15 protein-coding genes are annotated in these 24,882 nt (G+C 45.8%); 11 read left to right on the top strand and 4 right to left on the bottom strand.

Annotated elements, in window-relative coordinates:
* Window positions 1–440 precede the first annotated feature (440 nt).
* The 11 genes from GO003_RS19590 to GO003_RS19540 all read left to right on the top strand — a co-directional run bounded on the left by GO003_RS19590 (window position 441) and on the right by GO003_RS19540 (window position 21,695).
* Window positions 441–1,487 (top strand): PstS family phosphate ABC transporter substrate-binding protein, encoded by a 1,047-nt coding sequence (locus GO003_RS19590; protein WP_206444787.1) that lies wholly within the window; start codon window positions 441–443, stop codon window positions 1,485–1,487.
* Between the two features lie 116 nt (window positions 1,488–1,603).
* Window positions 1,604–2,986, top strand: coding sequence for a phosphate ABC transporter permease subunit PstC (pstC, locus tag GO003_RS19585; protein WP_159658854.1), 1,383 nt, complete (start codon window positions 1,604–1,606; stop codon window positions 2,984–2,986).
* A complete protein-coding gene (gene pstA / locus GO003_RS19580; RefSeq protein ID WP_159658855.1) occupies window positions 2,979–4,295 on the top strand; it encodes a phosphate ABC transporter permease PstA in 1,317 nt (438 codons plus the stop codon). Before pstC ends, pstA begins: the two co-directional genes overlap by 8 nt.
* Before the next feature lie 82 nt (window positions 4,296–4,377).
* Window positions 4,378–5,187: a phosphate ABC transporter ATP-binding protein PstB gene (gene pstB, locus GO003_RS19575; RefSeq protein ID WP_206444792.1), complete on the top strand. Its 810-nt coding sequence runs from the start codon at window positions 4,378–4,380 to the stop codon at window positions 5,185–5,187.
* A gap of 68 nt (window positions 5,188–5,255) precedes the next feature.
* The gene (gene phoU, locus GO003_RS19570; RefSeq protein WP_159658856.1) at window positions 5,256–5,945 is read left to right on the top strand and encodes a phosphate signaling complex protein PhoU; all 690 of its coding nucleotides are present in this window, start codon (window positions 5,256–5,258) and stop codon (window positions 5,943–5,945) included.
* 527 nt (window positions 5,946–6,472) lie between these two features.
* Window positions 6,473–7,108 carry a hypothetical protein gene (locus GO003_RS19565; protein WP_159658857.1) on the top strand — a complete coding sequence of 212 codons (636 nt, stop codon included), beginning with the start codon at window positions 6,473–6,475 and terminating at the stop codon, window positions 7,106–7,108.
* Complete coding sequence (locus GO003_RS19560; protein WP_159658858.1) at window positions 7,105–7,887, top strand: hypothetical protein; 783 nt, start codon at window positions 7,105–7,107, stop codon at window positions 7,885–7,887. The genes GO003_RS19565 and GO003_RS19560 overlap by 4 nt, the downstream gene beginning before the upstream one ends.
* Window positions 7,878–8,483, top strand: a complete 606-nt coding sequence (locus GO003_RS19555) for a hypothetical protein (protein WP_159658859.1) — start codon at window positions 7,878–7,880, stop codon at window positions 8,481–8,483. The genes GO003_RS19560 and GO003_RS19555 overlap by 10 nt, the downstream gene beginning before the upstream one ends.
* Window positions 8,480–16,243 (top strand): calcium-binding protein, encoded by a 7,764-nt coding sequence (locus tag GO003_RS19550; protein WP_159658860.1) that lies wholly within the window; start codon window positions 8,480–8,482, stop codon window positions 16,241–16,243. Before GO003_RS19555 ends, GO003_RS19550 begins: the two co-directional genes overlap by 4 nt.
* 608 nt (window positions 16,244–16,851) lie before the next feature.
* Window positions 16,852–18,045 (top strand): hypothetical protein, encoded by a 1,194-nt coding sequence (locus tag GO003_RS19545; RefSeq protein ID WP_159658861.1) that lies wholly within the window; start codon window positions 16,852–16,854, stop codon window positions 18,043–18,045.
* A gap of 182 nt (window positions 18,046–18,227) precedes the next feature.
* Complete coding sequence (locus GO003_RS19540; RefSeq protein WP_159658862.1) at window positions 18,228–21,695, top strand: AAA family ATPase; 3,468 nt, start codon at window positions 18,228–18,230, stop codon at window positions 21,693–21,695.
* A gap of 194 nt (window positions 21,696–21,889) precedes the next feature.
* Here GO003_RS19540 and GO003_RS19535 read toward each other — a convergent pair whose 3' ends face one another.
* The 4 genes from GO003_RS19535 to GO003_RS19520 form a co-directional block, all read right to left on the bottom strand.
* Window positions 21,890–22,492 carry a nitroreductase family protein gene (locus GO003_RS19535; RefSeq protein ID WP_159658863.1) on the bottom strand — a complete coding sequence of 201 codons (603 nt, stop codon included), beginning with the start codon at window positions 22,490–22,492 and terminating at the stop codon, window positions 21,890–21,892.
* Window positions 22,493–22,620: 128 nt separating this feature from the next.
* A complete protein-coding gene (locus GO003_RS19530) occupies window positions 22,621–23,706 on the bottom strand; it encodes a nucleotidyltransferase domain-containing protein (protein WP_159658864.1) in 1,086 nt (361 codons plus the stop codon).
* Between the two features lie 4 nt (window positions 23,707–23,710).
* A complete protein-coding gene (locus tag GO003_RS19525; RefSeq protein WP_159658865.1) occupies window positions 23,711–24,568 on the bottom strand; it encodes an HprK-related kinase A in 858 nt (285 codons plus the stop codon).
* On the bottom strand, window positions 24,565–24,870 hold the full coding sequence (locus GO003_RS19520; protein WP_159658866.1) for a hypothetical protein: 306 nt from the start codon (window positions 24,868–24,870) through the stop codon (window positions 24,565–24,567). Before GO003_RS19520 ends, GO003_RS19525 begins: the two co-directional genes overlap by 4 nt.
* Window positions 24,871–24,882 lie beyond the last annotated feature (12 nt).

The following is a 24,882-nucleotide window of genomic DNA, read 5'->3' as shown; positions in this document are numbered from 1 at the left end:
AATACATCCAAGTAGGCTCTATGCCAGCATCCATACTCGCAAAGCCTTTGCCGAACAACCCGTTGCCTCCTTAGGCACTGCCGAAATTTGAAGTGCGAAAGGTATATTTAGCGTGAGTAATGCTTGTCGGCAGGACGGCTAGTCAGCCGACCGGTTTCAACTCACCTGTGCCATTTTCCCAAAACGCAAAAACTTCCTGATTCATTCGATAGCGTGCTCTTTCGGTAGGCCTGTCATTATTCAATGCACTCATTACCGTAGCTTATTTCTTCCATTGCCTGGTGATAAATCAGCATTGTCATCTTTTTGTCATATTAGGGTTTTATGATGCCCGCGTTGAATATAAATTTCGGGCTGCAGCTCACGAGCGTGAGCAACACTTACCCAAATACTGATTTCGTCAGTTCAGTTCTGACGGGTCATACACAATCAGAGGATATATGAATATAAAGTTGAAATCTGTTGTCGTCGTTTTGCCCCTGATGCTGAGCAGTGCAGTAATGGCTCAAAGTTCACGTGACTACATCAATATTGTAGGCTCTTCGACTGTTTATCCCTTTTCGACAGTCGTTGCGGAGCAGTTCGGAAAGTCCAGCAAATTTAAATCGCCTAAGGTTGAATCAACCGGGACAGGCGGTGGATTTAAATTATTTTGTAGTGGTGTGGGTGTTCAGTATCCCGATATCACCAATGCATCGCGCGCCATCAAAGCTTCCGAATTTGAAACCTGTCAAAAAAACGGGGTTAAGGACATAGTTGAAGTCAAAGTCGGTTATGACGGCATCGCTATTGCCCAAGCCACTACTGGTAAGTCGTTTGAATTGTCATTGAAAGAGTTGTTTCTGGCACTGGCTAAAAAAGTGCCTGATCCAAAAGGCGGTAATCAATTAGTCAATAACCCCTACAACAACTGGGTTGAAATCAACCCGTTATTACCGGCAACCAAAATAGAAGTCTTGGGACCGCCTCCGACTTCCGGAACCCGTGATGCGTTTCTGGAATTGGCCATGGAAGGTGGATGCAAGGAATTTCCCTGGATCAAGGCGTTGAAAGATAAAGATGAAAATGCCTACAAAGAAATCTGTCACGCGATTCGTGAAGACGGCGGTTATATCGAAGCCGGCGAGAACGACAATCTGATCGTGCAAAAACTGGAAGCCAATCCTAAAGCAATCGGTATTTTCGGCTTCAGTTTTCTGGACCAGAATGCCGATAAAGTGGTCGGTCTGAAAATTCAGGGTGAATTGCCCGAATACGATGCAATTGCGTCAGGTCAGTACCCTATTTCGCGCCCCCTGTTTTTCTATGTAAAAAAAGCCCATGTGGAAGTCATTCCCGGTATCAAGGAATTTCTGGAAGAGTTTACCAGCGAAAAGGCCTGGGGTAATGAGGGCTATTTGACTGACAAAGGCTTGATCGCGATGCCTGATGCCGAACGTAAGCAATTTGCCGATGATGTTAAAAATCTGAAATTACTCAAACTCTAATTCAGACAAACCAAGATAGAGTTTGGGCCTGTGATGACTCGCATAGTTAAGCAGGCACACGCGGCGGGGGAATGCTTAGGCAGAGCCCCCGTATTTTTACCCAGGATACACAGCTTATGTCTCCATCGATTCTTCTGATCATATTGTTGATACTGGCCTATGCCGGTTTCTATGCAGGAAAAAGGCGCGCAGTAGCCTGTGTGGAAGGCAAAGTAAAGATTCTGCATTCATTGCCCGGATTCTATGGTTTTTACGTAAGCTTATGGAGCGTTATTCCTGCGCTGTTGGTCACGTTGATCTGGCTGATCGCTGAGCCTGCATGGATAACTCATGCGGTAACGGCACAACTGCCTGAAGAAATGATCAATCTTCCGCCGGAGCGTTTGAATCTGGTCCTCAATGATGTACGCAATGTCGTTAACGGTTCAACGCTGGCAACCCAAACCGATTCGGTCATACTGGATGCGGCCGGGCATTATCAATCTTTACAGTCATTAAGCCACTGGTTGTTGGTATTTGTCGCAATGGGTTTGTCACTGGCCTGCATGTGGATTTCCTGCCAGCGTATTCATCAACATTACCGGGCCCGCAATGCGGTTGAAAAAGCCGTTACGGGCGGCATGGTTATCTGCTCTACGATCGCGATATTTACCACCGTAGGAATTGTCAGTTCCGTGGCTTATGAATCGTTCCTATTTTTTCAATCGGTGCCCGTCTTTGATTTTTTATTCGGTCTGGAGTGGAGCCCGCAGACGGCCATGCGTTCTGATCAAGTGGGATCCTCGGGCGCTTTTGGCGCGATTCCGCTGTTTACCGGCACATTGCTGGTGTCGTTTATTGCGATGCTGGTTGCGGTGCCGATTGGCTTGATGTCTGCCATCTATTTATCGGAGTTCGCAGGACCCACGTTTCGTGCATCAGCCAAACCTACGCTGGAAATTCTGGCCGGTATTCCCACCGTGGTTTACGGTTTCTTCGCGGCGTTGACAGTCGCTCCGTTTATACGTGAAACCGGCGAATCAATGGGGTTGTCAGTATCTTCGGAAAGTGCATTAGCGGCCGGCCTGGTGATGGGGGTGATGATTATTCCGTTCGTTTCATCATTGTCGGATGATGTCATAAATGCGGTGCCGCAATCCTTGCGGGACGGAGCCTATGCCTTGGGCGCCACCCAGGCCGAAACCATCAAGCAGATTATTTTTCCCGCCGCTTTGCCCGGCATCGTCGGCAGTATTTTGTTGGCGGTTTCAAGAGCTATCGGTGAAACGATGATTTTAGTCATGGCGGCAGGACTCTCGGCCAATCTGACCTTTAATCCTTTCGAAGCGGTGACAACAGTAACCGTGCAAATAGTGACATTGTTAGTCGGCGATCAAGAATTTGACAGCCCTAAGACTTTGGCGGCGTTTGCCTTGGGATTGGTGTTGTTTGTCGTCACACTGATGCTGAACGTCTTAGCTTTGTATATCGTTAGAAAATACCGGGAACAATATGAATAATCTAGCCACTTCAGCGGATTTGGGGGCTGATAATAAGTCGTCTACTTTTGATATTGTGCAAAAAAGTCTGGCTAAACGACGGTCCGCCGAGCGTAGGTTCAAAGCCTATGGCTTAACCGGCATTATGCTGGGCTTGATGTTCTTACTGGTGTTGTTTATCAGTATTATCGGCAAAGGCTATACCGCATTTGTGCAAACGCAAGTCCAACTGGATATCTATTTTGATGCGGAATGGCTGGATCCTGAGCATGGCGGGGATGATAGCCTGGCCAAGGCCGACTATAACGGCTTGATCAAAAAGTCGTTGTCGACGGCTTTTCCTGAAGTAATGGAACGCCGCGACAAGCGCGATCTTTATGCCATGGTCAGCAGCGGAGCGGGCTTTTTGTTGAGGGAAATGGTGATAGCCGATAAGTCTTTATTGGGTAAAACCGTCCCTGTGTGGTTACCCGCGGATGACGATATCGATATGCTGATGAAAGGCCATATCGACCGTGAACAGGTACAGGCCAATCGTCGGGTCAACGACAAGCAACTGGCATGGATCGACAGTCTGAGCCAGGAAGCGCGTATCGAAAAACACTTTAACGCCTTGTTCTTTATTGCCGGTGATTCCAGAGAGCCGGAAATGGCGGGCATACGCGGTGCCTTGATGGGTTCCTTGATGACGCTGGTCGGTACGTTTTTGCTGTCATTTCCGATTGGCGTAGCGACCGCCGTGTATATGGAGGAGTTCGCGCCCATCAACAAATTTACCGATTTTATCGAAGTGAATATCAACAATCTGGCAGCCGTGCCTTCGATTGTCTTCGGTTTATTGGGGCTGGCCATGTTCATCAACTTTTTCGGATTACCGCGCAGTACGCCCGTTATCGGCTGTCTGGTGCTGACGTTGATGACTTTGCCCACTATTATCATTGCCGGTCGAGCTTCATTAAAGTCGGTGCCTCCCTCGATTCGGGAGGCCGCTTTGGGAATGGGGGCATCCAAACTGCAAACCATAACACATCATGTGCTGCCGCTTGCGATGCCAGGCATGATGACAGGGTCGATCATCGGTATGGCCAGAGCGTTGGGAGAAACTGCACCTTTGTTGATGATAGGGATGGTGGCGTTTATCGTTGATGTGCCGACCAGCTTTACCCAGCCATCGACCGTCTTGCCCGTGCAAATTTATCTGTGGGCGGACAGTCCTGAAAGAGCTTTTGTCGAACGCACTTCCGCAGCAATCATGGTATTGCTGTTTTTCCTTATTTCCATGAACGGACTGGCAGTTTATCTACGCAGACGCTATGAAAGACGCTGGTAAAGAGGGTAAACCCATGAGCTATATTAGAGAATCCGTACCGAGTCACTCCATGAAAAGACAAACCTTATCGAATGTGCTGGGCATGAAAAAAATAGACCGCGAATCCCGTGAGACAGTAGGCGCCATTACTTCATCCGATACCCGTATTTCTTGTAGAAATGTCAATGTATTTTATGGAGAAAAACAAGCCATCAATGATTTGTCACTGGATATCGGCAATAACGAAGTGATTTCGTTTATCGGCCCATCCGGCTGCGGAAAATCGACCTTTTTACGCACGCTGAACCGTATGAATGACACCATTCCCAGTTGTAAAGTGGAAGGCGAAATTAAAATCGATGATAAGGATATCTACCACCGCGATATGGACGTGGTTCCGCTGCGCGCCCAAGTCGGTATGGTATTTCAAAAACCCAATCCATTCCCCAAATCGATTTACGACAATGTGGCCTATGGTCCGCGTATTCATGGTCTGGCCGTGAATAAAACCGAACTGGATGAAATTGTTCAAAATTCCCTGATTAAAGCCGGGTTATGGGAAGAAGTAAAAGACCGTCTTGATGAGCCGGGAACCGGTTTATCGGGTGGTCAGCAACAGCGTTTGTGCATTGCCCGCACAATTGCGGTCAATCCGGAAGTGATTCTGATGGATGAGCCTTGTTCCGCCTTGGATCCCATCGCCACCGCAAAAATCGAGCAACTGATTGCCGAACTTAAAGAACGCTTCACGATCGTTATCGTTACTCACTCCATGCAACAAGCAGCGCGGGTTTCCCAGCGAACGGCCTATTTTCATATGGGACATCTGATTGAAGTGGGCGATACCAACCAGGTATTCACCAATCCGGTGCATCCGTTGACTGAAGATTACATTACCGGACGCTTTGGTTAAGGTTTTCTGGATTTGATGAAATTGCCCGCCAATTTTTTTACTTTACTGATTGCCCACTTCAAATGATTATGGCGACAAAAGAACATACCTCACGCATCTTTGACGGCGAATTGAACCAGCTGCATTATCTGGTTCTTGAAATGTCCGGATTAGTCATCACTCAACTGGATCATTCGATGAAGGCGCTGGATGAGCGCGATATCAAGTTGGCTGAAAAGATTATTTTGCGCGATAGGGAAGTTAACTGTCATGAGAACAAAATCAATGAAGCGGCGCTTACTATTTTGGCTAAACGTTCGCCGGTGGCTAATGATCTGCGGATGGTGATGTCGGTTTCAAAAATAGTGGTCGATCTGGAATTAATCGGTGATGAAGTCGTCAAGATTGCCAAATTGATTCTGACCTTGTTTGACAGCAAAAGCGCTGACCCGAATCTTCAGTTGCTCAGAGATATTATGAAGATGGGGCAAATGGTTTCAGAAATGCTGGAGCAAGCCATCCGGTCTTTCGATACCTGTGATGTCAAAGGCGCCTACACCCTGGTGAATGAATATTGGGACTATGGCGATGAGTATCAGGCAGGCATCAGACGCCAGTTGACTTTTGTTATTGAAGATCCCCGTATCATCAGCCGCTCACTCAATATTTTCCAAATCATGAAATCGCTGGAACGCTGCGGCGATCATGCTCGCAGCATCGCCGAATATCTTATTTTTATGATGGAAGGTAAAAATATCCGGCATCAGGATGCGGAATAATGCCAACGCATTGGAAACAAGGACGTTAAAGTCAGCTTAGCTAAAAATCGTAATACAGTCGGGATGAAGCTATCCATAATCCGGAAAAGCCGCACCCTACGTCAAAAACATCCATCCTCAAGATATCAAAAATCATCAGCCTGAGTTTGCCGATAATGGTGACTCGATCACAATCCCATCCGCTTGGAGCAGTTACTTTATAACTGTTTTTCAAATTCTTCGACCGGCAGCAAATAGCCTTATTCGCAAATTCGGATAAACGGTGTCTTTTCTGCTATATCTGCTTATCGACAATAATAAATCGTTACACTGTTTATGGCGACTGATTTAGGCCGTTTGTACTTAAATTGAGATGAGGCCATTTGCTCATTAATAAGTACGAGCCCGATTCCTGTTCATTCCTGCAGCAGCAAAGAGCGAAGAACACCATCGGCTAATCTATTGCAATTGATTCAAAGGAATAGCTATCGCTGTTTATCAGGTGACTATTTATTGAATATCCGGATTGTTTTCAGGAGATACGAAACATGATTGCGCTGCTCTATTTTATTTTTTTGTTTTTAATTTATTTACCTATTTCCATTTGGGTGATTCGTAAGAGTTACCTATTTGCGAAAGACAAATATCAGCGCGGCTGGTTAGGCGGAATAGTTGCGGCGTTAATCATGTATAACCTGGTGTTTTGGGATTGGATACCGGTGATCTTAATTCATAAACATCTTTGCGAAACTGAAGGCGGTTTTTGGGTTTATAAAACACCGGGGCAGTGGGTAAAAGAGCATCCTGAGGTCCTGGGCCAGGATTGGGGGGATTCTTCTAAAGTAAAATTGGAAAAACTTAACGAAAATTATCAACCTGATAAAAGCTTTCATAACGCAATTAACAGGTATTGGTATAGCCAATGGATATATATGGATTCTGTTCAACCTGTAAATGTAAGTTTTATTGGCACAGTCACCAAGATTGAACGGAGACTGGTAGAAGCCAAAACAGGACAAATATTAGCTAACAGCATAAATTTTCAAAGAGGTGGGAGCTTTCATGCCGGAAACTATAAGTTCTGGCTTAATATCGGAAATGCATCATGTAACAAAAATGCAAATAAAGGTGTTCAAAATTTATTAAAAAGCTTGATTGATATCGTCAAGGGAGATAACAAATGATTGCTAATTTAAAATTTATGGCAGACATGGCCGCCTTGGCTGAAGCAAGTTACGCTGATTTAAACGAAGCCTTATTCGGCAACATTGTCGCCATTCAATACAAAACTGCATTTAAAGGCTTAATCTGCAAAGTCAGCATTGATGGGTCGGCATCTCCAGATAATGAAGCGCGATCTTACTCTGGAGCATATTTAAGCTTGATCTACCCAACACCTTTTGCGTTAAAGTCTATAGATGTTGCTTCCAACATTTTATTGCAAACGGCTAGTTTGAAAAATATCGAATTCGCTTTGCTATGGAAACAAGATAACGATTTAACCTCAGAACAACTAGCTAACGGACAATATCATTATTCCGATATTTTACTCAATAAATGGACGAAATTATTGTCGCATAACAATCCCGATTTATTGGGGTCGGGTCGGTTCGACGCCATTTTCGCCAGCGTCGACGACGACCGGGACAGTCATAAGAACGATACCGACCCTGATTTTAATGTACTGTCCGACCTCCATAATTTCGGTCTCTCGACGGCGAACGGCGATTATGGCCACTTCTTATCTGACGGTGGCGACGAAGACAATTATCACCTTATTCGCTGCTCCGTATTGCGTTGGAATGGCGTATCCCACCGATCTGGTATAACTACCGGGTTCTCTACAAAATTATTCAAACGCAAATGTAAAGACCTTGTCAGTTGTTACCAAACTGGGCAAGTTGTTTACAGGATTCATAGCGATGCGGGTAACACTGATTTGGGCGTTTCCCTATGTTGTTAATAGTTATATTCATTTTTTTGGCTATTTATCTGCTGATATCAGTTGCCGTAGTTACCATAACTGCCATCTGGGCAAGTCGAAAACAGCGTAGACCTTGGCTATGGGCTTGTCTAGCGGTATTTGTAATGTATAACCTTTTGTTTTGGGATCTAATTCCAACACTGATTATGCACAAATATTACTGTGATACCCAAGCTGGGTTTTGGATATATAAAACTCCCGAACAGTGGAAGGCTGAAAATCCAGGTGAGGTTGAAACGTTGAAGGAAAGCTTGCGTTCAACTTCTGATAGTCACAATTGGCTAAATCAACGTTTTTACACAGATGTAAAGCAAAACAAAAACTTTGCCCACGCAATTGGCAAAACAGAAAAAAAACTTATTGATGCAAAAGATAACAAGCTTATTGCCCAATACATAAATTTTTGGCGTGGTAAAAGTGGCGGAATTTTTGGATTAGGTGGAACACCAGATAATTTAAGGCAATCATTAGTTTTAGGTTGGGGTAATAGAAACTGTGTCGATGAAGGAAATCCGCCAAATGATGAATTCAATAAATTTTCATATCAATTTTGGGAATGGGGACAAAACAAATGACAAACGTTGCTAAAGTCTTTGAATTAGCTCAATTAGCCGAGGCCAGTTACGCAAACTTTATAGCCCTTAATGTTAATTTAAAAGACGAATTGAAAAACGCAAGCTTTAATGACATGGCATTTTCTATTAGTCAAGCAGACGAATTTGCCCTTCATTGGAAAGTCGTATCCCACCAACCCGACACTGACTCCGGATTTTCAGCAACCTTATTTCAACGCATCGACGATGATCCTGTAAGCGGCTATCAGGCGGATCAATTTTTTTACGCGATAAGGGGTACGGCGGGTAATTCAGATTTACTTGGTGCTGATCTTGGCGATATTGTGCAAGATGGTCTGGCATTAGACCAACTTGTTGATCTGTATAATGACTGGCAGCGCCTAAATAGTATCGCAGGTCAGAGTTATCAAGCTGCGGAGTTAACATCAAATACAACGTTGACAACAGAGCTACAAAGTTCGGTTTTCGCATGGGCTGCCTATAATGCCAATCCTTTAATCGTTCCTATGCCGACTGAGCTTACTCCGGAACAACTGATAGCTTCTTGGCGGTCGCGTTCCGACATTGTGATCGACTTACCCAATCATATTATTAGAACAATAGAGTTCAAAGACTCAAGAATTTTGTTTACAGACGAGCGCGCTTTTGGAAGCAAACCTGACGGATTTTCTGGACAATTGACGGAGGTGACAGGGCATTCGTTGGGCGGACATCTTGCCGCGGCATTTACACGTCTTTTTCCCAATACTGGTGCTGAGGCGGTAACCATCAATGCCGCCGGGTTTGGGGGTGATGGACTGTTAGGTATTGGTACGAATGCCAATATAAATGTTGCCAATCTATTTTCCATGCTGGGTGGTAACTTTGATTTTACCTACGATTCTATACACAATTTATTCGGCGATAAAATGCCGGAATTTATTACTCAAAATGGTCCAGGATTGTTCCAAAAAGGATCACATGATCCATTGTTCATAGAGCAATCGAAGCCATCGAACTACACGTTTGGACATGGCGCTGGCCAAATGACGGATAGTCTTGCGGTAGCCAATTTATTTGTCAGATTAGACCCCATTCTAACTAATCAAGATCCAGCCACCGCTCTTCTTGCGCTTACTGAATTATTTCAAAAATCCAGTAACCAGGTTGACCAAAGTTTAGAAAATTCTGTAAGTGCGCTAACTGAATTTATTTTGGGTAGTAAGCCTGCAATTATCACAGACAATAGAAACGATCTTTATTCTGCTATTAATAATCTAATCGGGGGTACTGGCTTCAAAAATCTGATCGGCCAAGTCAGAATAGTGGCCCCTGCAGCTACGTCCAGCGAAGCACGTGCGGACTTTGGTTTATTTCTAAGTTTGGTGCATCTAACGCCGTTTGCGTTGAAACCCAATAGCTACGAAGCGAAGGCTTTTCTGCAGAGTGCCAGTTCGAGTAACACGGAACTAGGTTTGCAGTGGGAGCAAGATAATCTTATGACGGCGGAGCAGCAAGCGGATGGTGAAGCTCATTATTCCGACATGTGGCTAAGTGACCGCGCCCACCTTTTGGAGCAATTGATCCGACGCAATACTGCGGATTCAGATATGGTCGTAAGTGGTGTACGTAATGAAACTTTTCAAGACTTGAAGACCGGACAGGTAATCTCGACAGCGGGGATCGGTTACATAGGTCCCGATTTACCACCTGACAGTAAGCGTTATATTTTCGGAGACGATTCTGATAATTCGGATATTCAAGGCGGAACTCAAAACGACCACCTCTATGGCGGAACCGGCGACGACACACTCAATGGCAACGGCGGCAACGATTATCTGGAAGGTGGTACTGGCAATGATAGCCTGAATGCAGGCAGCGGAGCCGATAAGTTGTTGGGCGGCTCCGGTAACGATATTCTCGAAGGTGGCCAAGGCAATGACCGGCTTATCGGAGGTCAAGGTCACGACACCTATATTTACCATTCCGGCGACGGTTTCGATACGATTGAAGATAGCGACGGCTTGGGAAGCATCATCGTTAACGATGTCACACTCGACCTTACCAGCGGCAAAAAGATCGGCACGGATGTCTGGGAGTCGGCTGACCAAAATATTTTAGTGGTTTTGGGTGCGCCCGATCAGAATGGCCAGCGGAACTTGTATATCAACGGCAGCATTTTTGACGGCGGCCGTATCATGATCAAAAATTTCCACGATGGTGATCTTGGTTTGACGCTACCCCCTTCTTCAGAAGAACCGACGTCGACGCCCGTCACTCTATTTCTGGGTGATTCGCAGCCGGGCCAACCCGATATGCTCATCGGTACTTTTGGGGATGATTATATGGTTGGCGGGGTGGATCGCGATATTTTGGAGGGCTGGAATGGTGATGATGTCCTGTTTGCCGATCAGGCTGTGGATTTAAAAACGGTAACTGATTATCGTGATTTTGGTGGTGAAACTGCAAATGGACAGTACGGTGATTTTTTGTCGGCGGGTTCCGGTAATGACATTCTGATTGGGAGTGCACACAGTGATGCACTAATGGGCGGTGAAGGAGATGACCTTATTCTCGGTGGTGCGGGTCACGACATAATCTATGGTGATGCCACTTACGGTACATCTAATTCTGATTGGACTTACAAAGGTCTACCGGAGATGTATCAAGCCGCTGATCCATCTTCACCTGGATGGAATAATGGAACGGGTTTAAGCCCGGTCATGGGATCGTTCGATACAGGCTTAGGTGGGCAGGATAGGATTTATGGAGGTAGCGGAGGGGATTTGATCCTGGCAGGTCAAGGCGACGATATCGTATATGGCGAGAGCGGCATGGATTCGACCGACGGCGGTGCCGGCCACGACATACTCTTTGGCGGCGAAGATGACGACAGCATCAACGGCGACATAGGTGCCGGCAGTTTGAGTCAACACGGCAATGACTATATCGATCTGGGTTCCGGCATTGCTCATCAATACGCCAGAGGTAACGGTGGCAACGACATCATCCTGGGCGGCGATACCGACGACACGCTGGAAGGCGACGATCTCAGGGGCATTGACGTGTCGGCCGCTTATCACGGGTCGGACTACATCGACGGCAAAGGCGGCAATGATACCATTTGGGGCCATGGCGGTGACGATACTATCTATGGCGGCGAGGGTGATGACTATATTGAGGGGGATGCAGGAACTGAATTTATCGCAGCGCAGTACCAGGGTAACGATTACCTGGATGGAGAAGCGGGTCACGACACGCTATTCGGTGGGGGTGGTGATGATGAAATTTATGGCGGCAGTGGCAATGATTTACTCATAGGTGATGGAGATCACATAGATTTAGTTGCTCATGGCCATGATTTTATTGATGGCGGGGAGGGTAACGACGAATTACACGGTGGCGGCGGTTCGGATTATTTAGATGGCGGCAGCGGCGATGATAAGCTTTTGGGCGGTGCCGGTGACGACATCCTCATCGGGGGCAGCGGCACCAATTTTCTTGATGGCGGCGAAGGTGCGGATACCTACAAGGTAGGACAGGGAGAAGATGTTATCACTGATGCTGATACCAATAACCGGATTGTATTGAATGAAACGACTCAATTACAGGCTATTTCATTGGCAACCGATGGAGCAGGTCAACAAGACCTTTTACTGACTTTTGCCAATGGCGCCCGGGTCAGCATAAAGCAAGGTTTTTTGGGCGCCGTCAATTCATTTGTGGTTGACGGTGCAGAAAGAAATTTAAGCGATCTTTTATCTGTCTATGCGAACCAAAACCTTGCTTTAAAGGGTACCGATGCTGCTGAACATATTACAAGTGGCGCCGGAAACGATTTTATTAACGGCAATGCCGGTAATGATTGGCTTGACGGTGGCCGTGGAAATGACGTTTTACAAGGTGGGGCAGGCTCAGATACTTTGCGCGGAGGACAAGGAGCAGATGTGCTTGCTGGCGGGAGTGGCAGCGATGTTTATTGGTTTGATTCAGGCGATGGCGCTGATGTGATAAATTCAGCTAACACCAGTGATTCAGCCGGTGACGTAGTTTATTTCGGTAAAGGTATTGAGGCCAGCGGCTTAGTTTTTTTTCAGTTGGCTAACGGAAGCCTGCTTTTGCGGATCGGTGACGGTCAAGATAGCATTTTGTTCGATGGATGGTTTAATGAAGGCCCCAATGTGTCAGCTTTGCATTTTTATGATGATACACAGTTGCTTGCCTCTGAAATGACGATTTCATCAGTCGGTGTCTATGGGGGTACGGCAAACAATGATCGCTTGATTGGCACTGAAGCGGATGATCGAATCGAGGGCTATGCCGGGAATGATGTTTTGTCCGGAGGAGCAGGCAATGACATTTTGGCCGGTGGTGCCGGCAATGACAGCTATCTCTTTGGCTGGGGAGCGCTTGGTAACGACGTGGCGGAGGAGTCGTCTGATGCTTCAAGCATTATCGCTTTGACAGATGGAACAAGCTTGAGAGATTTGAAGTACTCACGGGTTTCAAATGATTTGGTTATGTCACTAAAAGGTGGCGCTTCAACCTTAATGCTAAAAGACTATTTCACTTCTACGCATCTGTGGACAATACTTGACGAATCCGGCATTTCAACGGGGGTTGCTGATTGGGTCGCCTTGCCGCAAGCAACGGTCGATCTTGATCAAGTCAAGGCTAATTTTGTCGATACGGCCCTTGCCCAATGGGCGAGTGAATTAATGAGTAATTCAACATTTAATTATCTTCGTGTTGACGGTTCAAGCTACCGGTCATCATCAGTGAGCGCTGATTCAGCTACTATCCGCACAGAGCATTTTAAACAGGTGGAATTTGTCAGTGATGCGGCAGAATTCCAACGCAGTTCTGAAAATAAAACTTACTCCAGCAGCACTGTCAATGTCGTTAACACTTCTCCCATTGGTGAAGTGGATAAGACCCCTGTGGGTCAGCGCTTTGTAAACATCAAAGACTGGACTAATTTGTTAAATCAGTTGCGGATGGATGATGCCAATACCAGTCTTGATGCGGCAATGCCTGTTTTCAGCGGCTTCAATATTTTAGGTGGTTTTTTGATCGGTGCCAGCCCTTCGGCAATGACTCAATACTGGCAAACCAATCAAACCATTACTACTCAGGTTGAATTGATCCAAGGTGGCAACAGTGACAATACCATTAGAGGCTACCGGTATTACGGGGATAACAGTATCTCAATGATCGATGGAGGTAGTGGTAACGATACCCTTTATGCGTCTGGCAGGCCAGGCCTCAATAACGAAACAAACTATTTTACCGATATTGATACCTTTATCGGTGGTTTTGTTTATGGCAATGCCGGCGATGATAGCCTTTATGGCGGCTATTACCGGGATACTCTGGTGGGAGGTGAGGGAAATGATTTTCTGGATGGCGGGTTTAGCCAAGATACCTATGTTGTATTTGCTGACGAGTCCGGTATCGATACAATTTGGGACACAGGAACTCAATTAAGACAATCAATTGGTTATCGATTGGGATTTAACACACCCGGTTTAGTGCTTGAAGGCGGTCAGCAAATCGTTTCGTCGCCTGTTGATGAGCCTCAAACAATTCCTGAGGATACGTTACGTTTGATAGCCATTAGTCCAAATGCCTTAACTTTTTCCTGGGGGGAACGAGTGGTTGAGGGTATCCGCAATAACGGAATACTTGGATCAACCGGTACTCTCCTTAGAGACGGCACTGCAGTCAGCAATCAGTCTGTTCATGCGGTGCTCTCTTTGTTATGGGCTGGAGGTGGTGTCGATATAGTCTTGCCGAACTCTACCGATTTATCCGGCATGGGTTTGGAGCGTATTGAATTTGGGGACGGAACGGTGATGACAATGGCAGAGTTGACCGAACTGGCAAAGCCGACCGTCACACTTAACCCGCAGGACGAGGACAATATCCTTTATGGGCTTTATGACAGTAACACACTATACGGTGAGGCAGGCAACGACCAATTACACGGTGGTATTGGCAATGATTTTCTCAGTGGCGGTTCGGGTGATGATGCGCTTTATGGGGGAGACGGTCATGATGAATTAAACGGTGGTGCCGGTACGGATACCATGACAGGTGGTACAGGTAATGATACCTATGTTTTTGGCAAAGGATCAGGTCAGGACTGGGTCAATAGTTACGATACGACTGCTGGTAAAATCGATACTGTACAGTTTGATTGGTCAGTAGTGCCTGATGATATCCAGGTTCGCCGGATTAACAACAATCTTGAGTTTTCAATTAAGGGCTCATCGGATTCGCTTACTATCTTTAATTACCTTGAAAATGACGGCATAACGCCTTACTCGGTTGAACGGATCAGCTTTTTTAATGGGACGGTTTGGGATTTGGCTGTGGTTAAATCCAAGCTCATCAGTAATCGCCCACCGGAATTGTCTGCACCACTTACCGACCTGCAGGTTTTTGAGGGTGAGGATTTCCTGTTCAGCCTCGACGGCACTGCCTTCAACGATCCTGATGACGGTGATTCGCTGACTTACAGTGCCGGACTGGCCGATGGCAGTGATTTGCCGCAGTGGTTGGTCTTTGATGCCGAAGCACTGACTTTCAGCGGTATTGCTGATAAAGCAGGGACACTCAGCGTCAGAGTGACTGCGAAAGACACGGGAAATTTGGCGGTCTCGGATATTTTTGACCTTACTGTTACCCCAACGCCGGGCTTGATTATCACCGGCAATTCGGGTGCCGATAGTCTGATTGGCGGGCGTGGTGATGATGTGCTTAATGGTTTGGCAGGCAATGATAAGCTGTACGGTTATGCAGGTAATGATGTATTAAATGGAGGAATAGGTCATGACATCATGGCAGGTGGAATCGGCGATGATATTTACATCATAGACAGCGCTGGAGATACTGTTATCGAAAATGCAGATGAAGGGTTTGATAAGGTTGAGTCCAGTGTTACTTACAAACTCAACTCCCATGTCGAGCAGTTACAATTAAAGGCTAATAACGCTATCAACGCTACCGGTAATGAGTTAGATAATGTGTTGATAGGTAATGAGGCTGCAAATATTCTAAATGGCGGTATCGGTAAAGATACTCTGATAGGTGGGCGCGGCAATGACACTTATAGCGTGGATAACGCGAGTGATACAGTAATTGAATATGTCAATGAGGGCATTGATCTTGTCCAATCCTCAGTATCTTTCACCTTGACCGAACATATCGAGAATCTGACGCTGACAGGAAATTCTTCAATTGATGGTACAGGAAATGAACTCAATAACGTGTTAAGAGGTAATATCCGTAACAACTCACTGATAGGCGGGGGCGGAAACGATTTGCTTTACGGGGGGCGAGGTAATGATTTGCTTGATGGCGGCACTGGTGATGATTACCTGAACGGTGGAACTACTGGCTCGGATAGGTATTTATTCGGTAGAGGGTCGGGTAAGGACATTATTGATAACTATGATACGTCTACCAATAGCACGGACACACTGTCATTTGGAAATGACATAAAGGTTGAGCAGCTTTGGTTTAGAAAAGCAGGTCGGCATCTTGAAGTCAGTATTATTGGCAGTAACGATAAAACGACGATTAATAATTGGTATTCAAGTAAGGCTTACCGGGTCGAGCAATTTAAGACTGCTGACGAGCAAACCTTGTTAAGCACTCAGGTTGATGCGCTGGTATCAGCTATGGCAGCGTTTGCTCCTCCGGCAGCGGGCGAAACTGTGCTGCCTCCGGATTATCAAGCTCAATTGACTCCCGTGATTGCCGCCAACTGGCAATAACCTGATGAAGTCTTTTAAAGAAGCTCGTATTAAAAATTTGGAAAATGCGATTTCCCCGTTCTAATCGGAAGTCTATTGCTGGCAAAATGAGTCGGTTAGATCATTTAATCTTTGTATTATTTGATTTGTCACCTCGTCCCTTGATCAAAAACTGAAGTTTCTCCATCCTGTTAACGACAATTTGGGCACGAGGCGGGTTATCAACTATTGATTGAAATAGCCGGGCGATTGAAAGCCTGTTTGCGGAAAGGGGCTCTGTCTCGCGACTGGGTGGTGATGAATTTGCCTTGCTAATGAGCAGTATAGAATGCAGGGCACATTAAGAGCGGGCGCTGCATCGAATTCACCACACTATTAGTCAGCCTATACCCTTGGCGGGTAAAGCGTAAAAATCGGCATAAACAGCGGCGTAACGTTGTATCTGCTGGATAAAAGCGATCTAAATTTCCTACCGCGCCTCAATACGCTTTCACCGATGTTCAAGTTATTACTGACCGGATTCACACGGAGGCCAATAACTATCAAATGTGCTTCATTTTTTGGGTCATGCCGGGTTTTCTGGTTTATTGTATTAACCTCTTACTTGCCGTAATTAGTGAATATTTGCAATGATGAACAATAACGCTACATTCTCACTGCCCGATGACTTTTCCCTGGTGTTGGGTGGGCCACTCTATCAGTTTTTTATCCGTGCCCGCTTGACTACCAATACACTTGACTTGGTCAAGCGCAGAGTGATCACTATTTCCCTGTTTTCCTGGTTGCCGTTACTGATTCTTTCAGCGTTGGCTGGCGATGCACTGGGCGGCGCCATTAAAGTTCCCTTTATTTATGATGCGGATGTGCATGTTCGTTTTCTTCTGGCCTTGCCCTTGATGTTGGTCGCTGAAATCGTAGTTCACAAGCGCATCAGGTTGACTATCCAGCAATTTATCGAGCGTAGGATCATAACGCCACCATCCCGCCCGGAGTTCGATGACCTTATCAACTCAGCAATGCGTTTGCGCAATTCGGTGGTGATTGAAGTCATGCTGATAGCCCTGGTGCTGACCGTTACGCATCAGCTGTGGGCAGGTCAGATAGCGCTGGAGTCGGCAACATGGTATGCGTCCATTAAAGAAGGTCAACGCCACTATTCTTTAGCAGGGTATTGGTATGGCTATGTCAGCATTCCGGTTTTTCAATTCTTATTAGCACGCTGGTTTTTTCGAATTTTCATCTGGGCGCGGTTTCTCTGGCAGGTTTCACAGTTGGATCTTTGCCTGGTTCCTACGCATCCTGATCGTGCCGCTGGACTCGGCTTTCTAGGGGGAAGTGCTGCGGCTTTTATGCCCTTGCTATTGTCTCAAGGCTGCTTGTTGGCAGGACTGGTCGCCAATCAAATTTTTCATGAAGGCAAAACACTGCTGGACTTTAAACCCGAGATCCTGGCCAGCGTGGTTTTTTTCCTGATACTGGTGCTCGGTCCTTTGTGTGTGTTCGCGCCCCGTCTCGCGCAAGTCAAAAGGCAAGGATTGCTGGAGTATGGCGCACTGGCGAACCGATATGCGCGTGAATTTGACGATAAATGGCTGCGCGGCGGTGCACCGCAGGATGAGCCACTGGTCGGTAGCGGCGATATTCAATCGTTGAACGATATGGCCGGAAGTTTTGAGGTCGTGCAAACGATGCGTCCTTTTCCATTCAGTAAAACAATTGTTCTGCAAACCGCGATTACAGTTCTGGCTCCTTTGCTGCCGTTGACCTTGACGATGATTTCTCTGGAAGATCTGATTAAACGGTTAATGGGAATTTTGTTATGATCCGGGTAACCTGATTTAAGAAATAACGGATTCAGGGAAAGAAAGATAGTGATAGGTCTTCTTTAAAGGGGTGAGGCTGGCAAGCTCTATTGTTAAACCCCGGGTAGGAAAAAAAGTCGTTAGGGCGCTATAATGCCCGGGTTTAAAAAATTAACCCGGGTGCCGGACAAAGCCGCCAATCAATGAAAATACTTACACTTCATTTTAAGAATATCAATTCCTTAGAGGGTGAAAACCGCGTTGATTTTCAGCGCTCGCCTTTAAGTGAGGCGGGGGTGTTTGCGATAACCGGGCCTAACGGATCAGGCAAATCCAGCATCCTGGATGTGATTACTTTAAGTCTGTACGGTGAAACTTTCCGATTTGACCGGCCTGCGCAGCATGTGATGACGCGTCATACGGCGGAATGCTTCGCCTCGGTTGAGTTTTCAGTTGACCAAAAGGTTTATAAGGCGACATGGACAGTTGAGCGGGAACAGCAAGACGTGGTAGGCCGGATAATGGCCCCGGCAATGAAGCTGATACGCTATGACGAAGAGCAGGAACTACTTTTGGCTGAAACGCAGCATTCGGTGTGTCAACAGGTAACTGAGATCACCGGAATGAATTTTCGCAATTTCACACGTTCCATCATGTTGGCTCAAGGTGATTTCGCCGCTTTCCTGAATGCGCTGGATAATGAGCGTATGGATATTCTCGAGAAAATCATCAGTGCCGATATCTATACCGATTACAAAAACGCTATTTTCAATAATGCTGAGCAGGAACAAGCAACACTGGCGTTGCTTAACGAGGAAATTTCAGCCCTTGATCTGCTGCCAACCGAAAAGCAGGAAGCGTATGAACATGATTTGCATGATTTCAAAGATCAATTGGGTGAATTGACAGAACAGCAATCCGAGTTGATAAAGCAGCAAGCCTGGCTGCAATCTTTGGCATCCTTTGAACAACGCATGAAGCGTTTAAGTGCAGATAAGGAAAAACTCAATGTCCAGCTGGGTGAGCAGCAACAACTATTAGAGCAAATAGAAAAAAACCGGGCCGTTTCAGTTTACAAAGATGCATGCACTGCGATTGAGGCGCAGCAAAAGGCGATTGAATCATGCCGCATTGCAATTTCGGCTTATGATCAGGAAATTAAACAGCTGTCTGACCTGCTTGCCACTGCATCCGTTGACGCTGGCCGTCTGGCAGAGAAACAACAGGTTTCTTTCGAGGATCAACAAGCCGCAATAGCCGAGGAACGGGCCGCTATTGAGCAGTATAGGCTGGAAAAACAATCCGAATCCATGCAACTGGATGCCTTGAATCGTCAGTTGAGTGAGAAGCAGACTGCTTTGGCCACGGTCGATAACTGGCTGACTGAGCATGCCGCCGATGTCAATCTGATCGATAACTTTCCGGAAACGGGTAAATTAAAAAATCTTAGAGCTCAGCTGAGCTCAGTGAATGACAAGTACAAATCCTCAGCAAAACTGATGGCATATTCCGCCAGGCAACTGGGTAAAAACAAACAGGCAATCGATTCCACTTCGCGTGCAATCGAAAAATTAAAAGTCAAACTCCAAAATTATGAAAATCAATTGGAGAAAATCGCTTCCGGTTACGATGTCACGCAACTGGAGGAACTGCTGTCAGATCAACGTGAGCGGATTCAGGATTTTGGCGAGTTGTACAAACTCAGTCAGGAACACGCTCGTCTGACGCGTTCCGGTTTCAGTTTGTTCGGTTTGTTCAGAATTAAGGAAGAACAATCCTCGGAAGAACTTGAGCTTGAATTGCAAAAATATCAGGATGATTTGCAGCGAGAAGAGAATATTCGAAAAGCCTTGGAAACTGCCGTTACCAACGAGGCGCTGGTTGCGAAAATGGCGTTCGATCGAGAGCATTTGGTCGATGGTAAACCGTGCCCGCTTTGCGGTTCTGTTAATCATCCCTATGCTCACAAGCCGCCCGTTTATGGGGATTCAAAAAAAGCGCTTGCTGATCAGCGCGCCAAAATTCAGGCTTTACTGGCAGGATCGGAACGTCTCAGCCAGCAAATCAAAGCCGTAACCAAACAAAACGAAAACAGTAAAGTTAACCGGGAAAGAGTCAGGCAAATACGTGCCAGTTGGTTGACGTTGTGTAATCGCCTGAATGCGGCCAGCGAAGATTTGAATATTGACAACAGCCGCGGTATCAGGCGTTTGCTCAAGACGGAAGTCACAGAATTAAAAAATATCAATGCTCTGGCTGCAAACTACCGCCGCCAACTCAAGCAGATTGAGCAAATTAAAGCGCTGATTACCAAGCGTGAAAGTTTTCTTGAGCAAATGCAGCAAGGCATAGATAGTCTTGAAATGCAGCGCCAGAACCGGCCTCAGGAAGTCGTGGAACTGGAACAGACGTTGGAACAGCTCAAGGCAGACGAGCAAGTGTTAACCGCAAAAGTGCTGGAACAACTCGCTTTAGTCGGAGAGGCTATGCCTGGAAAGGGTAAGGAAGACCTGTTTTTTGATCGCATGAACCAGCGCCGTCAGGATTATCAAAGCTATACGTTGCGGCAGAAAAATCTGCACAACGAAATAGCCGATTTGACCGGAAAAATCACGCTTTGTCAGACTAAAATTGCCGAACTTGCAGAAAAACTGGAACGCTCATCAAAACGCTTAAAGTTTGAAGAAGCCGCCGGTTTGCATTTGGCCCTGGTGGAAAAGCAAAAACTGAGAGCTGAAAAAGAGCGTTCATTAACGCTGTTGAGTGGGCAGATGACGGATCAAATGAATCAACTGCAAAATGAACTCGCAGGAACAGCCTATAACACGGTTGCCGAAGTGATAGAGCTTCAGTATTTATTGGCTCGCAGACCCGAAATAGACCAATGCCTAAATGCCTTGTCAATGGAGTTAAGTCAGAAAGAAGCTGAGTTGATTCGTTTGCAGGAACAACTGGATGCAGAACGTGCTTATGCAATGACCGACTTAACAGAGGCTGAGTTGCTGCAGGAATTGGCCAGCATCGCTGAGAAAATCGAAATCACCGGGCACGAAATAGCGCATCTGGAAAAACTGCTGGGCAAGCAGCTTCAAATGATGCAAAAGTATGAAGTTTTATCCTCCAAACAGGTTGCCCAGGAAGATATTGTTAAAGAAAGTCTGGCCGAAGTGAAGTTACTGGAACAGGAGCAAGGTTCTGTATTCAGACGCAAAGTTCAGAATAAAATGGCCGAACAATTGTTGACCCGGGCCAATCTGATGCTTGAAAAAATCAGCGGCCGTTTTTATCTGAGGCAAATGCCCAGCGAGCAAGGATTAGCGCTGGAAATTGAAGATACTTATCAGCAAAACGCCCGCCGTGTCCCCAAAACGCTTTCCGGCGGCGAAAGTTTTGTTGTCAGTCTGGCATTGGCGCTGGGTTTATCCGAATTGGCCAGCAACGGACGTTCGGTTGAATCGCTGTTTTTGGATGAAGGCTTTGGCAGTTTGGATGCCGAAACGCTGTATATCGTCATATCGACCCTGGAGAGTTTGCGAACCCAGGGCAAAATGGTCGGTGTCATTTCCCATGTCGAAGCGGTTCACAAACGGATAAAAGCGCAACTGCAAATGGTTAAAAAACCTAACGGCATGAGTGTGATGCAAAATGTATTTGAGCCGGAAGCCGTATAGTGACTAATAAATCAGCCGTCAAACACGAGCTCCCTACCATCAAGGCGCCGCCGTCGTATCACCAGGAAAAACAAAGATAAGAAGTAGGATGTGCTGAGGTACGAAGCGCATCAATCGCGAACGATGCGCTTCACGTTGTTCAGCACATCCTACACACAGTTACGTTAACTATTTCCCTCACTTAGCGAGTTTTTTCAAAAAGTATCAGTAAAAACGACCTCTTCCCTAATTAACTGTCCGCCTCTGGGTTTTGCTGGTTGAATGGCCTTGCCAATGGCTACGAATAGGGCGATAACATGGTCATCGGGTAGCTTGATAAGCTTGGCGGCCTGGTCAAAATCGAATCCGTCCATCGGACAGGAATCATAACCCATCGCTTTCGCGGCCAACATCAGAGTTTGTGCAGCAATGCCGCAGGAGCGCATCGCCTCATCGCGCTGGACTTGCTCTTTGCCTCGATAGTAAGTGTCTATTGCGGGAATCAGATAATCCTGAACTTCTTTGGGTGCGTTGGCCCAATACCGCTCGGGCTGCTTTTCCCAGGCTTTTAAATCGGCACATAACACAAGCAATAACGAAGCATCGGTCACCTGTGCCTGATCCCAGGCTATCGCCCTGATTTGGCGGCGCAATTCAGGATCTTTGACGACAACGAAACGCCAATGTTGAATATTAAAAGCGGTGGGTGAGAGCATGGCCAAGGTCATTAAATCGCTAATTTCATCATCGGTCATACGATGACACGCATCATAAAGCTTGACCGCTCTTCGTTCTTTGATCGCATCGATTGTGTTCATAATTGATCCGCTAATGGCTGGAGTTTTAAAATGAGGGATTGTAAATCAGGGCTTTGATGGTGAACAGGTGCCTGCTAAGTCTCATATGGCGGTGAAGGTTTTTTTAGTTTACTTGCGCGCACGATGTTTTAATTCGCACTTTCACCATTAACAGCTTGATAACCTTTTTTTACTAAGTGGGGAATCAATAACTTAAGCGGCATCTTGAGCCAATGCGAGCGGATGAATAATAGCCAACGAGCCAAGCCGGTCCAGATATCCTCGCAACTGGAATGCTCAGGCATTAATACTCTTAGAAACAAAAAATCCATCAATTTAAGCATAATTCTGCTTGGAGTGTAGGGCGCAATGCGTTTTAATGCGTCTTCTGATAAGGGTGTTGCCAGGATGATCGATGCGTATCGTAAGGCATAAACCAGGGGTATTTGTTGTTTTAGTTCAATAGACCGATTGACTAATTGAGTCCAAAAATTCTCCTGGCTTGAGAATTGGCGCAGAAGTAAATCGATATCGGAAATATCTCTCAACCCGTGTTTAAATTCACTTTCATGAAACAAGTGGGTGGCACTATGCAACACTCTGTCTTCAGGCGCTAAAATCCAAAACGGCGAGTTTTCAATCTTGACAATATTGGCGAATAGTTTTTTGGGGTCAGGGCAGGTTTTGCAGGTTGTCGGCAAAATGTTATGGTGCACATCCAATGTCGTTTGTCTTTTTAAATGAATCATGGGTGGTAGTTCATGCATCCATTCCCGATAATAGCGTTGGTCATAATCATTTTGATGTGTCCCTACCCACAAATGTTTTTTTAATGCGCTTTCAACTGCCGGTAAATCATCTTGATTGACCAAAATATCTACATCCGAAAAAAGCCGACCTTTCTCCGCATGATCTGATGCAAGGATATAAGCAGACCCTTTTAGGAAAATTACCGGGATAGCCAATTCTGTAAGCGCTTTTTCTATACAGCGAAACTCCCATTTCAAAGATTGATTTTGTTTAATCGAATAGGTTGTGGCGGAAATAAAGTGATTTTTAATGTTATCAGCCAACTTATCAATTAAGCCGTTTTCTTGCAGCAGAAGATAAAGCCGGACTAAAAGCATTGATTGTCTGGCCTGACGAATCAATAAATCCCAGTCTTTAGGTGAATAGGCGCTAACGCTTAAGGGGTTTTTAAGAACCTGGGCGACACGATTTTTTGTTAAATCCATAACTTCAAGAAACCAGATTGTCCAAAGACAGGATTGCTTCTTCCAAGCGGCTGTAACGCAAATCATAACAACCGCTATTTTCCACCAGTTGGCTTAAAGCATTGAATCCAGTAAGAGCAAGCAAGTTGTAATTGAACGATAATTTGGCGAGTTCCATAAAGGACAGCCCCTTTTTTTTATCACTTAACAGGCACTCGGAATCTGTTTGATACTGGGGAAACACAACCCAAAGCGGAGTCGCTGGAATGTCTACTTTTTCAATACTTTCATCCGGTGCTTTGACATGGGTTACCGAGCCTTTGACGGTATCATGCACAACATTTCCGAATACAGCTTCAGGAGCAAAATCCTGAATAACCTTGATGGATTCATTTTTAAGGCAGATCGGTCTTGCTAGTGGTGAAATTAAACCGGTAGATAAAGAAAGCAGAGTAAGTTCATCAGATAACAAACGCCAACCACTATGAATAAGTGCTGCGCACAAAGTGCTTTTTCCTGCGCCGGGTTGGCCGGGCAATATTAAAGCCTTATCGTTTTTGGCAACAACAGCCGCATGAATGATTAGATAGTGATGGCAATGTTGGCTGATACACCAGTTCAAGCCCCATTCAAACATCGGAAAAGCTTGGTCAAGAGGTAAAGGTTTGAACGGTTTTTTGCCGTCAAAAAAGAACACCACCTGAGGTTTTAGCCAGCGGCGTATTGTTTGTGGTGTTGAAAGCTTGATATGGAAGTCGTAAAAATCATCTTGATAGTTAGAGATCATGCCTGGATAGAGTAATTCCAGGCTGGTAATGACGGAGGGTAATGACGTGCTTAGACATGAAAGGAAAGGGCCTGTTTTGACGGAATAACTTTTCACGCTAACGAGTTGCCCAAACTTTCATTGTAAGTTGATGTCAGTAAATCCAGTTGTTCTAAGCTGTTTAAAAAGATTTCAAGAGATTTGCGGCTGTCTTTATCATCCATCATGATATCTTCCTGGATTGCCAGCATTGCCAGAGCATCGAGACTCAAACAGTTGAATTCTAGTTTTCTTAAAATCCATACGGAAGGGCTTTTTAATAAATGCGTATCTTGAGTTAATTGATTAAATATCACAGCCCCATCTTCCCATACACTAATTTTAATAGCCAGATCGTAAGGCCAGGACCAGTAATTCACTTTTAGACTCAA

It is taken from the genome of Methylicorpusculum oleiharenae (assembly GCF_009828925.2).
GTDB classification, from domain to species: domain Bacteria; phylum Pseudomonadota; class Gammaproteobacteria; order Methylococcales; family Methylomonadaceae; genus Methylicorpusculum; species Methylicorpusculum oleiharenae.
This window is presented reverse-complemented; position numbering and strand designations above follow the sequence as displayed.

Excerpts from the sequence above, each read along its gene's own strand:
- pstA (WP_159658855.1), top strand. The coding sequence starts at position 2,979 with ATGAATAATCTAGCCACTTCAGCGGATTTGGGGGCTGATAATAAGTCG.
- GO003_RS19535 (WP_159658863.1), bottom strand. The coding sequence starts at position 22,492 with ATGAACACAATCGATGCGATCAAAGAACGAAGAGCGGTCAAGCTTTAT.
- GO003_RS19530 (WP_159658864.1), bottom strand. The coding sequence starts at position 23,706 with ATGGATTTAACAAAAAATCGTGTCGCCCAGGTTCTTAAAAACCCCTTA.
- GO003_RS19555 (WP_159658859.1), top strand. The coding sequence starts at position 7,878 with ATGTTGTTAATAGTTATATTCATTTTTTTGGCTATTTATCTGCTGATA.
- GO003_RS19545 (WP_159658861.1), top strand. The coding sequence starts at position 16,852 with ATGATGAACAATAACGCTACATTCTCACTGCCCGATGACTTTTCCCTG.
- GO003_RS19590 (WP_206444787.1), top strand. The coding sequence starts at position 441 with ATGAATATAAAGTTGAAATCTGTTGTCGTCGTTTTGCCCCTGATGCTG.
- pstC (WP_159658854.1), top strand. The coding sequence starts at position 1,604 with ATGTCTCCATCGATTCTTCTGATCATATTGTTGATACTGGCCTATGCC.
- pstB (WP_206444792.1), top strand. The coding sequence starts at position 4,378 with ATGAAAAAAATAGACCGCGAATCCCGTGAGACAGTAGGCGCCATTACT.
- GO003_RS19560 (WP_159658858.1), top strand. The coding sequence starts at position 7,105 with ATGATTGCTAATTTAAAATTTATGGCAGACATGGCCGCCTTGGCTGAA.
- GO003_RS19565 (WP_159658857.1), top strand. The coding sequence starts at position 6,473 with ATGATTGCGCTGCTCTATTTTATTTTTTTGTTTTTAATTTATTTACCT.
- GO003_RS19550 (WP_159658860.1), top strand. The coding sequence starts at position 8,480 with ATGACAAACGTTGCTAAAGTCTTTGAATTAGCTCAATTAGCCGAGGCC.
- GO003_RS19540 (WP_159658862.1), top strand. The coding sequence starts at position 18,228 with ATGAAAATACTTACACTTCATTTTAAGAATATCAATTCCTTAGAGGGT.
- phoU (WP_159658856.1), top strand. The coding sequence starts at position 5,256 with ATGGCGACAAAAGAACATACCTCACGCATCTTTGACGGCGAATTGAAC.